We start from the raw sequence: 14,838 nt of genomic DNA on the forward strand, positions 1-14,838 counted from the left end.
CGGAGGGCTGAAAAACCTCCAGAACTTTTCAGCCTTGTGAGGGATGGGTGACGGCTTCTGTATCCAGTCGGACAGAAACGTGGGTCTCGATTTCAGTGCGCACGGATATTGGCATGCGGCGGACTGGAAACGAAGACAATCTTCAGGTGGTTGATTTGACCACCCAGCGGCTTGGTTTGGCGGGCCGTGATTCGTCCCTGTCACCTGAAGTGGCGCAGCACCGGCTGGGCAAACTGGGCACCCTGCTGATTGTGAGTGATGGCATGGGGGGCGCTGCGGCAGGGGAAGTCGCCAGCGAAATGGCCGTTGCCATTGTCGCCCGTGAAATGTTGCAGCAGATGGCGGCTGGTGTCCCCTCACGCGAGGCCATGCGAAAAGCGGCTGATAGCGCCAACGCCGCCATCTGGGAGCGGTCACAGAATGAAAGTGCCATCCGTGGGCTGGGGGCGACGCTGACGGCCGTCCACCTGTGCGGGCAGGAGGCCACCGTCTCACAGGTCGGGGATTCGCGGGCGTATCTCATCCGTGGAGGCACAATCCGGCAGCTTACCGAAGACCAATCCTGGGCCAATGCCGCCAGAAAGGCTGGCATGCAGGTGGTCAATGTCCCGAACAATGTCATTTTGCAGGCGCTTGGCACTCAGCGGGTTGTCAATACCGACATCACGACGGAGGTCATTCAGCCGAATGACCTCTTTTTGCTGTGCAGTGATGGTCTTTCCAACAAGGTCGAAGATCACGAGCTGTTGAGTTATGTCACTATCTCCAGTTCGCTCGAAGCCGCGGCTGAAGGGCTGGTCAAGCTGGCCAATGACCGGGGCGGTGAAGATAACATCACGGTGGTGATTGCACGGCTTTTTACCGTAGATGATCCCGACACCATCTCGGAGTCCCGCGCCACACAACTCCTGGCGTCCACACCATCAGGAGAGAACGTGATGCCGGTGGGGGCTGGCCGGGTGACTTCCGACCTGCTTGGCGGGCAGCCGACGCTTTCCAATTTTACCGTTACGACCCAGAACAGCCGCCCCACGCCGGCGAATGCGACCACCAACCTCGCGGCCAGCACCTCGGCCGACCAGTTGCCGGCTTTGCCGCCCTCGGCGGTGGAGACGCCCGGCCCGCCGGCGACGCCATCACGCGAGAGCCTCTCAAAAGGGGGCAAGCTCTTTGTTCTTTTGGCGCTGGCCGCCGTGGGCCTGATCGTCTTGTCCGGCCTTGCGGCCATGATTTGGGTCTTGCAGTCGCGGGCCGAGCGGGAGCGTACCGGTGGGATGGAGCCACGTCCGAATCCGGCGCTGGCCCCGATTGGCTTGCCCTCATCCACGCCGGAGACGCCCCCGCCGGCCCCACCGCCAGCCGAATCGGACGGCGGCAGTGGCATTGGACGGGCCGATGGTGTGCTGCTGGATGAGGTCGAGAAAAAACTGGAGCAGATCGAACGGCAGGCCGCGAATGTCGAACGCCGGCTTGGCCAAATCCCGGGCCATGACGCTGAACGTCAAAACTGTAAGAAGAAGTGCGAACAACTGGCCGCGCTCAAAGAAGCCCTGAAGCGGCACCGCCGGCAGCAGCCCAGGCCGGATGATCCTTCTGTGAGTGATATTGGAAAGGAAGTGCAGGCCATCTCGCAGTGGCTCGACACGTTGCCGGCACCGCTCCGCGAGATGAAAGCACCCGGTAACAAGCCGTCGTCTCCGGGCGCCCGTCCGGTTGACGAGCTCCAGCGCACCGTTGAACAAACCATTGAGGGCTTGACAAACAACGCCCCGTAGTCCATCCGGCATCCCTGAAGCCCCAGACGTGGGCAGTGCCGGTGGAAGCCATGGCTTGAGCCGGTGGTATCTGGGATGGCATGGAAACGCAGTCCCGATAACCGGACGGCTTTGGAAGCGGTGCGGAAACCGGGAAGGGATTTCGAGATTTTCTCTGAGGTTGATGGTTATGCGAAACCGTGGGTTATTGGTGGCGGTTGGTTTGGCCTGGCTCCTGAGCAGCAGCACGCTGTGGTGGTCCGCCGTGGCACAGACGCTCTCCGTGCCAGCGCATGCGCTGGGAACGGACGACAAGGCCGCCTTCGCCATTCACTTTTCCGGCGAAATGCACGCCAATCTGGATACCTGTGGCTGCCCGGCCAATCCCAGCGGCGGACTCCACCGCCGCGTGACCATGGCGCAGGCGTTCCGCACAAACTTTGCCGAGACCCCGCTGCTGGAACTCTCTGTCGGGGCCATCTTCAACGACCAGGGGGTGTTGCTCAACCCCCCCTTCAAGGATGTCCTCGTGCAGAACGACTATGCCCTGCGCGGGTACAGCGCCTATCCCTTCGACGCGGTCAACCTGACCTATCAGGACCTGCGGGTGCTGCACCAGTATTTCACCACCCAGGCTGCCAAGCAGGCGGCCGCAGATTTTCCCGTGCTGAAAGCCTACGTTTCGGCCAATGCCACACCGGCCGTAAACGAGAAGACGCACATCGCCCTGCCACGCTTTGTCATCAAGGAAGTGAAATCACCGCACATTCCAAAGAACCACAAGCTGCGGATTGGCATCACCGGGGTGTGTGAGCAGGCGCCCAGCGAAGGCACCGGCTATGTCTGGCGTGACCCCGCCACGGCGCTCAAGGAAGTGCTCCCGGAGCTGAAAAAGCAGGCGGATGTGGTGGTTGTGCTGGCCTACCTGCCCCTCGACCAGGCCAAGACGCTGGCGACGGAACTCGAAGGGATAGATGTCATGATTGTTGGCCACACGCAGCCTTCACTGCTCACGCTGGAGACCGTGGGAAATACGGCCGTGGTCGTCAACAACTATGAAACCAAGGCGCTCGGAGAACTGCGGGCCTATGTGACCGGCGACGGCAAGCGGACGTACAGCAGCCGCTTCATCCTGCTCGATGCGACGATACCCAGTGAGCCAAACGCCCTGAAAATCGTCAGAGACGCCAAGGCGGCCATTGAGGAAGCGCGGCGCAGCATGGTGCAGGCCACGCCCTGATGCTCCCGCCGGAGCGCAAACATGTCAACCGGCGTTTCCCGGTCAATCCTTCCAGGGAACGCCGGTTTTATTGTCCCGGCTCGCGCCCGCCAGTGGCTCACTGGCACGGAAGGTCATCGGCGCAATTCAACCAGAGTGGTCTGGTAAAAACTGGAGCTGATATGGACGGCGCGGTACATCCGCAGCGGCGTTTCCTGCGCCAGGCGCGAATAAAGCCGCCTGGCCTTGATCTGGGCAATGGCCGGGGAGGTGTTGCCTTTGGGAAAGAGCTTCCCGACGGCATGCATCACTTCAAAGAAGGACGTGCTGGGCGTGAAGGTGAAGTAGAGTGCCTCGCGGGTGTGGGTGCCCAGATGCCGCAGAAGTTGCACCAGATCATCTTCCTCGTAGTAAATCAGGCTGTCCAGGCACACGATGGTGTCAAAGACCTCGGCGACGCCGTAAAAATCGGCTTCATAAAACGTGGCTTCCGGAACCCGTTCACGAGCGGCCTGGATTTCACGGGCTGAAATGTCCACACCCGTGACGCACGCGCCGGCATCTACGAGGCGACGGGCAAAAGCGCCGGTGCCACAGCCCGCATCGAGGACGGTCCGCCCCTGCCAGTGGCCGCCCCACGCCAGAATCGTGGCCATGGTTTTTTCACGGCCGGCAACAATGCTCGCCTGAATCCGGTTTTGCGCTTCACCACGCGCAAATCGCTGCCATTTTTCAAAGCCAACGGTATCGAAGTAGTGGCGAATGCGATCCTGCGCCGTCGCGTATGAAGATGGCATCGGGGTTTGCACTCCACGGCTCAAACGGTTTGAAATACACACCTCCCTTCCAGCGTCCAATCCGGGCACAGGAAAGTCAAGCCTGTGTTCAGGCGGGTAGGTCAGGTATGGAAACCATCTGGATTCTGGGCGATCAGTTGGTACGTCTCCATCCGGCTTTTGAACGGGTGGAACACTCCACGGTCAGGGTGCTGATGATTGAGTCAGCCGCCCATGCACGACGGGTGCGCTACCACAAGCAGAAGCTCGTCTTTCTCTTTTCAGCCATGCGGCACTACGCCGAAGAACTGCGCGCCATGGGCTGGACCGTGGACTACTACCGTGAACAGCCCGATTTTGAAGCCGGTCTCGTGGCCCATCTCCGCCAGCACCGTCCAAGCCGCATCTGGCTTATGGAACCCAACGAATACGGTGTTGCCGAACTCCTGAAACGTCTTGTTGCTGCGCATGGACTGTCACTTGACATCCTGCCGACGACCATGTTCATCAGCGACCGGGCATCGTTTGCCGCCCGGGCGCAGGGAAAGAAAACGCTCGTTCTGGAAAACTTCTACCGGCGCATGCGGCAGATGACGGGGTTGCTGATGGAACCGGACGGCGAACCGACGGGCGGCACGTGGAACTATGACCGGGAAAATCGCCAGGTGCCACCGCCGGACCATCGGTTCCCGCCTCTGCCCCGCTATGCCCCGGATGCCATCACCCGTGAGGTGATGGACTGGGTACGACGGGATTTCCCCGATGGTTACGGCGTCATCGAACCCTTCCACTGGGCCACGACCCGCGCCGAGGCCGAAGATGCCTACCAGGATTTCATCGAACACCGGCTTGATCTTTTTGGCCCCTATGAAGATGCCATGGTGCGCGGGCAGGCTGCGCTGTACCACACTCTGGTATCACCTTATGTCAATGTCGGCCTGCTTGATCCGCTGGTAGCGGCCAGGCAGGCCGAGCAGGCGTACCGTGCCGGAAAAGCCCGGCTCAACTCCGTGGAAGGCGTCATCCGGCAGTTCATCGGCTGGCGGGAGTTCATCTATCAAATCTACTGGCTACGCATGCCGGAAATGGCCCAGGCCAACTTCTTTGGCGACACCCGTCCACTGCCGCACTACTACTGGGATGGCGAGACGCGGATGCAGTGTCTCCGGGAAACCATCACCCAACTTCAGCAGACCGGACACACGCACCACATTCAGCGCCTTATGGTGCTGGGCAACTTTGCGCTGCTGGCCGGAGTGCTGCCACAGGCAGTCAACGAGTGGTTCTGGTTGGCGTACATAGACGCCTATGAGTGGGTCACACTGCCCAACGTGCTGGGCATGTCACTGTACGCCGACGGTGGCTTTCTGGCCACCAAGCCTTACGTGGCCAGTGCTGCCTACATCAACCGCATGAGCGATTACTGCCAGGGCTGTGCCTACAACCCGAAGCAGCGGCACGGGGAAGGGGCCTGTCCGTTCAACAGCCTGTACTGGGACTTTCTCGACCGACACCGCGCAAAGCTGTTTCCAAACCAGCGCATGCGCATGATGTACGCTGCCTGGGACAACCTGAACCCACAGGAACGCGCCGCCACACTGGCCTGGGCCGCCACGCTGCTCACCCGTCTGGAAGAGCTTTAGTCCAGTTGAGATGAACAGTCCGTGTGACCTGCGCCACATCGCTACAGGTGAATACACCGTGCCTTGAGAACCGCCGGAATCTCGTGCAGCTTGGCCATGACTTCATCAGGTACGGGTGAATCCACCTGGATGAGGGAAATGGCCGTCCCGCCGATTTCCTTGCGTCCAAGGTAGAGCCGGGCAATGTTGACGCCGCCATCGCCGAGTGTGGAACAAATCCGCCCCAGCACGCCGGGCTGGTCCCGGTTGGCACACAGCAGCATGTGCCCTTTCGGGATGGCTTCGATGGGAAAGCCGTTGACCCGTACGATCCGCAGATCGGACTCACGGAAAATGGCGCCGGCCACATCGCTTTCCCCCTGGTCAGTCTCCGCCCAGAGGGCGATAAGGCTGGCAAAGTCCTTGGCGACGCGATTTTTGGTTTCCGAGACGACCATGCCGCGTTCTTCGGCAATGAGCGCCGCATTGACGAAGTTGACCCGATTGCTCGTCCCTGAAAGCAGCCCGACCAGAATCGCCTGGGTGATGGGACGCACGTCCAGGTCGGCGACCTTGCCACTGTATTCAATGACCAGACGGCGTACGTGACTGCCGAAGGCCTGCCCCTGAAACATGCCAAGTTTGATGCCGAGGTCCACGTAAGGCCGCAGTTCAGCCATGATCTCGGCGCTTACCGAAGGCGCATTGACGGCGCCAAAAATGGCGCCGGTTTCAAGAAAGTCCACGATTTGTCTGGCAATCGAAACGGCCACACTCACCTGCGCTTCCGTTGTTGAAGCTCCAAGGTGGGGGGTGCAGGTGAGGTTGGGCAGTGCCAGAAGCGGATGATCGGGCGGCGGCGGTTCTTCCTCGAAGACATCGAGCGCGGCAGCGGCTACCGTGCCGTCCTGCAGGGCGGCGGCAAGGGCGGTCTCATCCACCAGTCCACCACGGGCGCAGTTGATGAGCCGGACGCCACGTTTCATCTTGCGGAAGGCGTCGGCATTGATGATATGCCGGGTTTCATCCGTCAGCGGGACGTGCAGGGTGATGAAATCGGCGCGCGCAAACAGGGTATCGAGCGCGACGAGTTCGATACCCAACTTGGCTGCGGCTTCCCGCGTCAGGTAAGGATCATAGCCAACCGTGTGCATGCCGAAGGCCGCCGCGCGCTGGGCCACGAGGCTGCCGATGCGTCCGATCCCAACGATCCCCAGGGTTTTGCCAGACAGTTCGACGCCGACGAGCTTCTTCCGTTCCCAGCGGCCCTGCTTGAGGCTCATCGTGCCCTGGGCAATGTGCCGGGCTGTAGCCATCAGCAGGGCAAAGGTGTGTTCGGCGGTGGTGACGCTGTTACCGCCGGGAGTGTTCATCACCACAATGCCGCGCTTGGTCGCGGCCTCGACATCAATGTTGTCCACACCGGTGCCGGCCCGCCCGATGACCTTGAGGTTGTCCGCCGCCGCGATGACTTTGGCCGTCGGACGGGTATCGCTGCGCACAATAAGCGCATGGTAGGGGGCAATGAGTTCGGCCAGTTCGTCTTCTTTGAGTTCCGGCTTGACATCGAGGGCAATGTTGGGTGTCTGGCGCAAAATGCTGAGACCGTCTTCGGCCAGGTTGCCACAGACGAGAACACGGTGGATGGTCATAGCAGGCTTGAATCGAAGGAAGTGAAGTCCGGGGGCGTACTGTGTGGGGGCTTAGCTGCGTGACTTGAGTGCCGCGCGCGTTTCACGCTCAAGGTCGCGGCGACGTTCGGTTTCGCGCTTGTCATAGGTTTTCTTGCCTTTGGCAATGGCAACTTCGACTTTGGCGCGTCCGCGCTTGAAATACAGCCTGGTTGGGACGACCGTCAATCCACGTTCCTGAGTGGCTGCCGCCAGTTTGGCAATTTCGCGTTTGTGGAGCAGCAGCCGCCGGGTGCGCCGGGGATCGTGGTTGTACCGGTTGCCGTGTGAATATGGACTGATGTGCGCTTCCATCAGCCAGGCTTCACCGTCCCGGATGACGACATAGGCCTCTTTGAGATTGACCCGGCCTTCGCGCAGGGCCTTGACCTCCGTGCCGACGAGTTCGAGTCCCGCTTCATACGTCTCGCGGATGAAATAGTCAAAGTAGGCTTCCCGATTGGAAGCGACGAGTTTGATGCCGTCAGTGGCAGACGCGGTCATGAGTCCGGGTATCCTTGGCTCCCTTTCAACATCTGGTCATCCAGCATACCACCAGTGATGAGGCCCTGTGCCAGATAGTAGGTCAGCATGACCCAGAGATGGGCCAGCGGCAGGGGCGTCAGGAAACGGTTCCAGGCCAGGAGACTGTCCGAGACCATAAAGGCCAACGCTCCCGGAAACACAAGCCGGCTTCCCCGGCGCAGCGCCGCCGTGACACCCATACTGGTCAAAACAACAGCGTAGAGCAGAATGGGAGGCTGCCAGTTGGTGGCCTGTCCCAGAACCGCGCCCAGCGTCACCCCGTAGGCTGCCACGCCGCCTGCCCGGAACAACCGGGCGCGCTGAAGCTGCGCCTCCGGCACAAAAGCCGCTATGTAGCACAGGTGCGCGATGAGAAACGCTGTCAGCCCGACCAGAAAGAACCGGTCATCCAGGGCCAGCGCCATATCGCCGAGCGCCGACCAGAGCAGCCCGTAGCCAGCGCGCCGCCCGCCGGTGGACCGGGCGGTATGCAGCAGCCACCCGGCCGCGACCAGCACCGGCAGGGCCTTCAGAAGAAAGCTGCCCGGATACGGCAGCCAGGGGAGTGTTCCCAGATAGGCCAGTGCCGACAGGCTGAAAACCGCCGGGAAGCCACGTTGACCAGGATGCCGGGTGGGGATGACCGGATACCTCTGCTTATCCGGCCTTGTGCCCATTGTTGGACGAATTACCGGCTGGTGACGCATTGGAAGCCGGCGGCACGCGGTTGTCCGCCGCCCCCTGCTCATCCAAGGTTACCTTGAGCTGCTCAAAGACCTCGGATGCCGATGGAGGCGGTTTGGGGCCGCCCGCCTTGCCATCCCCATTGACACCTGCTGCCTGACTGTAGCGGTAGTAGGAACTGTAGCCGTAATAGTCATAGCCGTAGTAGCTGGATTGTTCCTGGGTCATCCCGTTGAGAACCACGCCCAGGACGCGGGTGTTCGTTTCATCCAGCTTCCGGCAGGTGCGTTTCACAATCTCCCGTTTCGAGCGTTGGCAGTTGACCACCAGAATGACGCTGTCGGCCATCGCCGCGAGAATTGTGGCGTCGGCAAAGGAGAGCATGGGCGGCGTGTCCAGAATGACGTAGTCGAACTTTTCGACGGCATACGCCAGCAGCGACCGCATGCGTTGGGAGCCAAGCAGTTCGGCCGGGTTGGGCGGCATCTGCCCGCAGGTAATGAGCGTCAGGTAGGGAATCGGGGAAGGCGTGAAAATTTCGCCAATTTTGCACTGCCCGGAGAGATACCGGGACAGCCCCGGCTGGAAAGTGCGTTCCTGTCCGTAGCTGTCAAACAGCTTCTGGAGTTGCGGACGCCGCAGATCGCAGTCAATGAGCAGGACCGAGGCCCCGGTTTGGGCCAGCGAGATGGCGGTGTTGAACGAAGTTGTCGTTTTGCCTTCACCTGGCTGGCTGCTGGTGATGAGAATGATGCGGTTGCGGACATCCTCGGATGAAGAAAGCAGGATGGAAGTCCGAAGCTGGCGGTAGGCTTCCCCAATCGGCGAAGCCGAGAGGGCAAAGGCGCTGAGACCGATGTTGAAATCGGCCGGCAGCGGGCGTCCATCGGCCAGTTTGGCCAGCGCCCTGGTTTCGCCGCCATAGCTGTAATACCCGCTGCTTTTGCTGAGTTCTTTGGGCGAAACCTGGGGAATCAGCCCCAGCGTCGGGAGGTTCAGCAGCCGATCCACGTCCTCGACCGACTTGATACGGGTGTTGAGATATTCCCGCGCAAAAGCAAGACCGACACCGCCAAAAAGGGAGAGGAAAAAGGCAACGCTGAGGGTGTAGCTCACCCGTGGGCTGATGGGCGCGCCAGGAGTGCCGGCGCGGTCCGCGACTGTGATGTTGTTGAGGTCCATGCGCAGGTTGATTTCGGTATCCTTGGTGGTTGCCTGCAACGCCTGGAGCATCTTCTTTTTGTTGTCAATGTTGTCCTGCATCATGCGCTGCATGACGCCGTCGCCGTTCTGGGTGACGACCTCGTTGCGCTGTTTTTCAACCCGCGCACGCAGTTCTTCTTCGCGTCGCTTGGCGTTTTCGTAGGCCGTTTTGATGCGAACCAGCGTGTTCGCTTTCGCTTCCTTGAGTTCGTTTTCGGCCTGGGCCAGCACCTGATCAATCTGCACCACATCGGGGTGTAGTTCCGTGTAGGTTCCGAGCAGCTCGAGACGGCGCTGTTTCAATTCGGAGATTTTGCCGCGCAGCTTCTGCAACTCCGGGTCCGATTGCATTTCGTCGAGGGAGTCAACAGGTTGGCTCAGGCTGGCCTGGTAACGTTCTTCGGCGCGCAGGCGCTCTTTTTCAGCTTCAAGCAGGGCCTGGTTGAGTCCGGTCAGCCGGGCTACTTCCGGGTTGTCTTCCGGTTTGAGGGAGACAATTTTCCGTGTGCGCAGGTACTCCGTCAGTTTTCGCTCCTCTTCGAGAATTTCCTGCTGAAGGCGCGCGGCCGTCGAGGACAGAAACTCCTTCTGGCTGCTCCCCTGCTGGAGGCGGTCGGAAACATTGCGGCGGGCGAAGACCTCGGCCACGGTGTTGACCACCGCCTTGGTTGTTTCCGGGTCGTGGTGCTGGAAGGTAATGCGGACGAGGCGTGTGCGGGGAATGCCGTAAGCCTGCAGTCCACTGGCCAGCCGCCCAATCTGCGGCGCATAACGCTGAAGCTCGTCTTCAGCGTTGCCAGCTTCAGCCTTACCGGCATCGGGTGTCGGGCTGGCCTCCGGCAGTTCCCCGGATTTCGTTTCACTCGGCGGTGGTGTGCGCGCCCCACGGGGAGAGCGGATGATGTCCATCAGCGCCGCGCTGAGCGTGGTGGGTCCCGTGGCCAGAAACTTTGGGTCGCGGTCGAGTTTGAGAATCTTGACGACTTCAACAAGCAGTGACGGACTCGAAATCTTCCGAATCTGCGTGTTGAGGTAATCCGGGTCCACCGAGTAGGGCATAAAGGCAATGCGCCCGGTTGAGGAAAACTCTTTTTCCGGGGCAATCTCGATGTGGCTGGACGCCTCGTAAATGGGCTGCATGCGCGAAAGCGCCAGCCCGGTGACGGTCATCGTCAGCACGACACAGAGAATGACCGTAAACTTGTACCGCAGAATCGTCAGGAACGCCTGCCGGATTGGCTGTCCGGCATCTTCCTGCGGCAGGGTGTACTGATAGCTCCCACGCCGGCGCATGCGGTCCTGAACGGTTGGCGTGGCGAGGTCCAGCTCGGTTGCCGTCGGCGCAAGCATGACGTTGTTGTTCGGGTGGTCTTGTGGCATGGCGGTCTATCGGGAGTGACGTTGCGTGTGCGGACCAACGTCTGAAAACACAAGTGGAATGCTTGTGGCGAACCGGTCGCAAATCCAATCTTCAAACCAAAGTCAATACGAGCCAACGTTGATATGGGCTGGCCAGTGATGTCCGCAGACACACCGCAAATCGTTGCCGCTGGCCAACCTGCCCCCACTATATCGCGTTTACTCTTGGCTGAACAGCAGGATACCAACGCTCTGGCAAGCCACTGAGGAAGAACATTGTTTGACCGATGGAATTTGGTCTAGTCTGCCCGTGTTTCGTATTCCTGCCAACACTGAGAGGTGAGTATGCCTGAAACAGGTTCTCCGGCGCCGACCTTCACCGCACCGGATATGCACGGCAACCCCGTGAGTCTCGAACAGTTCCGTGGTCAAAAGGTCGTCTTGTACTTCTATCCGAAGGACGACACGCCAGGCTGCACCAAGGAAGCCTGTAGCTTCCGCGACGCCTATGCCGACTACCGGGAGAAGGGGATCGTCGTGCTGGGCGTGTCGCTCGATGACGAAGCCTCCCACCGGGCCTTTGCCGAAAAGTACCAGCTTCCCTTTACCCTGCTGGCCGATACCAACCATGCGGTTTCAGAAGCCTACGGCGTGTATGGCGAGCAGGAGTGGCAGGGCAAAAAGTTCATGGGCCTTGCCCGCAAGACCTTTCTCATTGATGAGCAGGGCATTCTGATCAAGGTATTCGACAAGGTTGACGTCGAAAATCACAGCCGGGAAGTGCTGGCTGCCTTTGGACTGGCTTGATGCCCATGTCCTTCCGCTGGGGCTGAGAGGGGAGTATGCGACTTTGTCTGTCTGTTCTGAATGGTTCCCTGAACGGCCAAGTCTATCGGCTGCATGATGGCGCGCTGCTTCTGGGGCGGGGGACGGATGCCGGAATCCGGTTCAATCCGGCCGTGGACAGCATGGTGTCGTCCCGCCACTGCCTGATTCAGGCCGAGCCGGACGGATTCTACGTGGTGGACAACCAGAGTACGAACGGAACATACGTCAACGGCCAGCGGATTCAGCGCGCCCGCCTCAATCAGGGAGACATCATCGAGCTGGGCAACCCCGGCGTTCGTTTGCAGGTTGCTTTGGAAGCGCCAGCAGCCAGCCCGGCGGCCTTTGCGCCGGGGGCGTCCACCTTCGGTCATCCGGCGGCTGCTGACGGAGGCACGGCGCGCCTGCGGGAGACGATTGGTGGTCTGGGAATGTATAACCCGGAGCGCAAGTCCCTGGCTCCCGAATCCGAGGCTTCGCCGATGGGGGCCTACATCGGCGCGGCGGTGGGCATCCTCGTCTGCCTGGTGCTGACCCTCATCGTGGCCCTCATCATGCTGTCCGAGTTGGGGATTGTCGTCGCCGTCATCGCCACGGTGGTGGCGTTTGTCCCGGCATTTTTCTACATGCTGCCCTTTCTGTGGCTGGACCGCTATGACCCGGAACCGGTTTGGGCGCTGGCGGCGTCCTTTGCCTGGGGGGGCTTGGTGGCCGTCGTGGTGTCTTACATCCTGAACTCACTCTTTGGAGCCATCGCTTTCAGTGTAGGGGGGGAAATTGCCGGGAACATCGTGGGGGGTGTGATTTCGGCGCCCATTGTGGAAGAGGGGGCGAAGGGACTGGGGCTGCTGCTCCTGTTGCTGTTTCTCCGCCGGGAGTTTGACGACATCGTGGATGGGGTGGTCTATGGCAGCTTCATTGCCCTTGGCTTTGCCACGGTGGAGAACATCCTCTACTACGGGCGGAGCCTGCTCGGTGGTGGGCTGGAGGGACTGCTGATCGTCTTTATCATGCGGGGCATCATGTCTCCCTTTGCCCACGTGACCTTCACGGCAATGACCGGCATCGGGTGTGGTCTGGCGCGGGAGTCCCATAATCTTGCCGTGCGCATTCTGGCGCCGCTCGGTGGCTACATCCTGGCGGTCATCCTGCACATGGTCTGGAATGGCATGGCTACCTTTTTAGGCGCTGGCTTTCTCATTGGCTACGCCTTGTTTGAAGTGCCCTTCTTCCTGGCCTTTATCGCCTTTCTCGTTTATGTTGCGCGGCGCGAGGGAAAGATTCTCCGCGAGATGCTGTCCGTCGAGGTTGCCCGCGGTCTCATCACGCCGGAACAGTTGGCTATTGCCACCTCCACCATCCGCCGTACTCTGTGGCCGCTTCAGGGGAAGTTTGCGGCGCGCCGCGCTTTCCTCCGCAATGTCTCGAAGCTGGGACTTTCCTACTGGCACGTCCAGCGCGCCGTCGCGGCCCAGAGTGAAACCCGCAGCCTGCCGCAGATTCCACGGCTGCAAGCTGAAATCCTCCGTTTACGGGAGCAGGTCTGAAGCGTCCGGGATGGTGGGCGCGTGCGGCTTCTGCTCCGAAAGATTGTGCCATGAACGCACAGGAGTCTGTCCCTCAGCGCCTCGATCCCGGCATCCGCGCCAACCTCCGCTATGACTTCCCGGCCGGAGTGGTGGTCTTTCTCGTGGCCCTGCCCCTCTGTCTGGGGATTGCCCTGGCGTCCAATGCGCCTCTGTTTTCCGGCATCATTGCCGGCATCGTCGGGGGGATCATCATCGCTCCGCTTTCGGGCTCAGCCCTGTCGGTGAGCGGCCCGGCGGCCGGGCTGGCCGTGATTGTGGCGCAGGGGATTGCCACTGCTGGCGACTTTCGCGCGTTTCTGGCGGCGGTCGTGCTGGCCGGACTGTTTCAGATTGTCTTTGCCCTGATACGCGGCGGTGGGTTGGCGGATTACATTCCGAACTGCGTCATCAAAGGCATGCTGGCCGGCATTGGGATCGTCATCATCCTCAAGCAGATTCCCCATGCTCTGGGACGCGACCAGGACTTTACCTTCACCGATACCCTCAGCTTTCTCAATTTCGAGGAAAGCTCAACTATCGGCGCCATCATTGCCGGCATCTTCAGCGCCCAGCCGACGGCCGTCGGGATTACCCTGCTGTCTCTGGTGGTTCTCCTGGTCTGGGAGCATCCCCGGCTCAAGCAGATTCCATGGCTGATTTTGCTTCCCGGCCCGCTGGTGGTGGTCGTGTTGGGTCTGCTCATCAATGAGACACTGCGCTGGAGTGGAAGCCAGCTTTATCTCCGCGCTGAGGAAGCGCACCTGGTGGCCCTGCCGGTGGCAACTGACCTCCAGAGCTTCATCGCCCAGTTCACCTTCCCGGATGTACAGGCACTGCAACGTGCCGAGATCATCAAGTTGGCCCTGACCTTGGCCGTTGTTGCCAGTCTCGAAACGCTGTTGTGCGTTGAGGCAAGCGACAAAATGGACCCCTTCAAGCGGATTTCCCAGCCCAACCGGGAACTGTTTGCGCAGGGCGTGGGCAACATGGTGAGCGGGCTGATTGGCGGTCTGCCGCTCACGTCGGTCATCGTCCGCACCACGGCCAACATTTACGCCGGTGGACGAACCCGCATGTCAGCTTTCATCCACGGCCTCCTGCTGTTGTTTGCCGTGTTTCTGATTCCAGGGCTGCTCAACCGGATTCCCATTGCTTCTCTGGCGGCCATTCTCCTGCTCGTGGGCTACAAGCTGGCCAAACCGGAACTGTTCAAAGCGATGTATGCCCAGGGCTATGCGCAATTTGCTCCTTTTGTCGTTACGGTGGTGGCCATCGTGGCGACAGACCTTCTGGTGGGTATTGGTATCGGTCTTGTCTTTGGACTGTTCTTCGTCATCCGCGCCAACTACCGCTCGGCCGTCACGCTGGTCAGTCACGAAGACGCCTACCTGCTGCGCTTCAACAAGGACGCCACGTTCATCAACAAGATTGAACTCAAGCGCAAGCTCCAGAGCATTCCCGATGGCGCAACCCTGTTCATTGACGGCACACGTGCGCTCTACGTGGATCAGGACATCCTCGACGTGGTGAATGAATTTCGAGCTGCCGCCAGGTACCGGAATATCACCGTGAGCACGAGTAACTTCGACGAAAAAGCGCCGCGTTTGCCGCAACCTCAACCAGCCCACTAGCC

11 protein-coding genes are annotated in these 14,838 nt (G+C 60.5%); 6 read left to right on the forward strand and 5 right to left on the reverse strand.

The features are described 5' to 3' along the window. Positions 1-113 precede the first annotated feature (113 nt). Together J8C05_RS04280 and J8C05_RS04285 are read left to right on the forward strand one after the other, a co-directional pair. Complete coding sequence (locus J8C05_RS04280; protein ID WP_211422947.1) at positions 114-1,775, forward strand: PP2C family protein-serine/threonine phosphatase; 1,662 nt, start codon at positions 114-116, stop codon at positions 1,773-1,775. A 163-nt stretch (positions 1,776-1,938) separates the two neighbouring features. Further along, positions 1,939-2,994, forward strand: a complete 1,056-nt coding sequence (locus J8C05_RS04285; RefSeq protein ID WP_211422948.1) for a bifunctional UDP-sugar hydrolase/5'-nucleotidase — start codon at positions 1,939-1,941, stop codon at positions 2,992-2,994. 113 nt (positions 2,995-3,107) lie between these two features. On the opposite strand, the gene bchM is transcribed toward J8C05_RS04285, so the two are convergent. After that, complete coding sequence (gene bchM, locus J8C05_RS04290) at positions 3,108-3,770, reverse strand: magnesium protoporphyrin IX methyltransferase (protein WP_211422949.1); 663 nt, start codon at positions 3,768-3,770, stop codon at positions 3,108-3,110. A 107-nt stretch (positions 3,771-3,877) separates the two neighbouring features. Here bchM and J8C05_RS04295 point away from each other — a divergent pair, with 107 nt between their 5' ends. Next, a complete protein-coding gene (locus tag J8C05_RS04295) occupies positions 3,878-5,392 on the forward strand; it encodes a cryptochrome/photolyase family protein (protein WP_211422950.1) in 1,515 nt (504 codons plus the stop codon). Between the two features lie 41 nt (positions 5,393-5,433). Here J8C05_RS04295 and serA read toward each other — a convergent pair whose 3' ends face one another. From serA to J8C05_RS04315, 4 genes are read right to left on the reverse strand one after another with little or no spacing between them, the layout of a single operon-like run. Beyond that, the gene (serA, locus tag J8C05_RS04300) at positions 5,434-7,023 is read right to left on the reverse strand and encodes a phosphoglycerate dehydrogenase (RefSeq protein WP_211422951.1); all 1,590 of its coding nucleotides are present in this window, start codon (positions 7,021-7,023) and stop codon (positions 5,434-5,436) included. A 51-nt stretch (positions 7,024-7,074) separates the two neighbouring features. Then, positions 7,075-7,545, reverse strand: coding sequence for an SsrA-binding protein SmpB (smpB, locus tag J8C05_RS04305; RefSeq protein ID WP_211422952.1), 471 nt, complete (start codon positions 7,543-7,545; stop codon positions 7,075-7,077). Further along, positions 7,542-8,243: a lysoplasmalogenase gene (locus tag J8C05_RS04310; RefSeq protein ID WP_211422953.1), complete on the reverse strand. Its 702-nt coding sequence runs from the start codon at positions 8,241-8,243 to the stop codon at positions 7,542-7,544. The genes smpB and J8C05_RS04310 overlap by 4 nt, the downstream gene beginning before the upstream one ends. Continuing rightward, positions 8,224-10,833 (reverse strand): GumC family protein, encoded by a 2,610-nt coding sequence (locus J8C05_RS04315; protein ID WP_211422954.1) that lies wholly within the window; start codon positions 10,831-10,833, stop codon positions 8,224-8,226. The genes J8C05_RS04310 and J8C05_RS04315 overlap by 20 nt, the downstream gene beginning before the upstream one ends. 324 nt (positions 10,834-11,157) lie before the next feature. Between J8C05_RS04315 and bcp the strand changes: the two genes are divergently transcribed. From bcp to J8C05_RS04330, 3 genes are read left to right on the forward strand one after another with little or no spacing between them, the layout of a single operon-like run. Then, positions 11,158-11,619 (forward strand): thioredoxin-dependent thiol peroxidase, encoded by a 462-nt coding sequence (gene bcp / locus J8C05_RS04320; protein ID WP_211422955.1) that lies wholly within the window; start codon positions 11,158-11,160, stop codon positions 11,617-11,619. 35 nt (positions 11,620-11,654) lie between these two features. Continuing rightward, positions 11,655-13,184: a PrsW family glutamic-type intramembrane protease gene (locus J8C05_RS04325; protein ID WP_211422956.1), complete on the forward strand. Its 1,530-nt coding sequence runs from the start codon at positions 11,655-11,657 to the stop codon at positions 13,182-13,184. A 50-nt stretch (positions 13,185-13,234) separates the two neighbouring features. After that, positions 13,235-14,836, forward strand: coding sequence for a SulP family inorganic anion transporter (locus tag J8C05_RS04330; RefSeq protein ID WP_211422957.1), 1,602 nt, complete (start codon positions 13,235-13,237; stop codon positions 14,834-14,836). The last annotated feature ends 2 nt before the right edge of the window (positions 14,837-14,838 follow it).

The sequence above is a fragment of the Chloracidobacterium sp. N genome (assembly GCF_018304765.1).
Lineage (GTDB): Bacteria > Acidobacteriota > Blastocatellia > Chloracidobacteriales > Chloracidobacteriaceae > Chloracidobacterium > Chloracidobacterium aggregatum.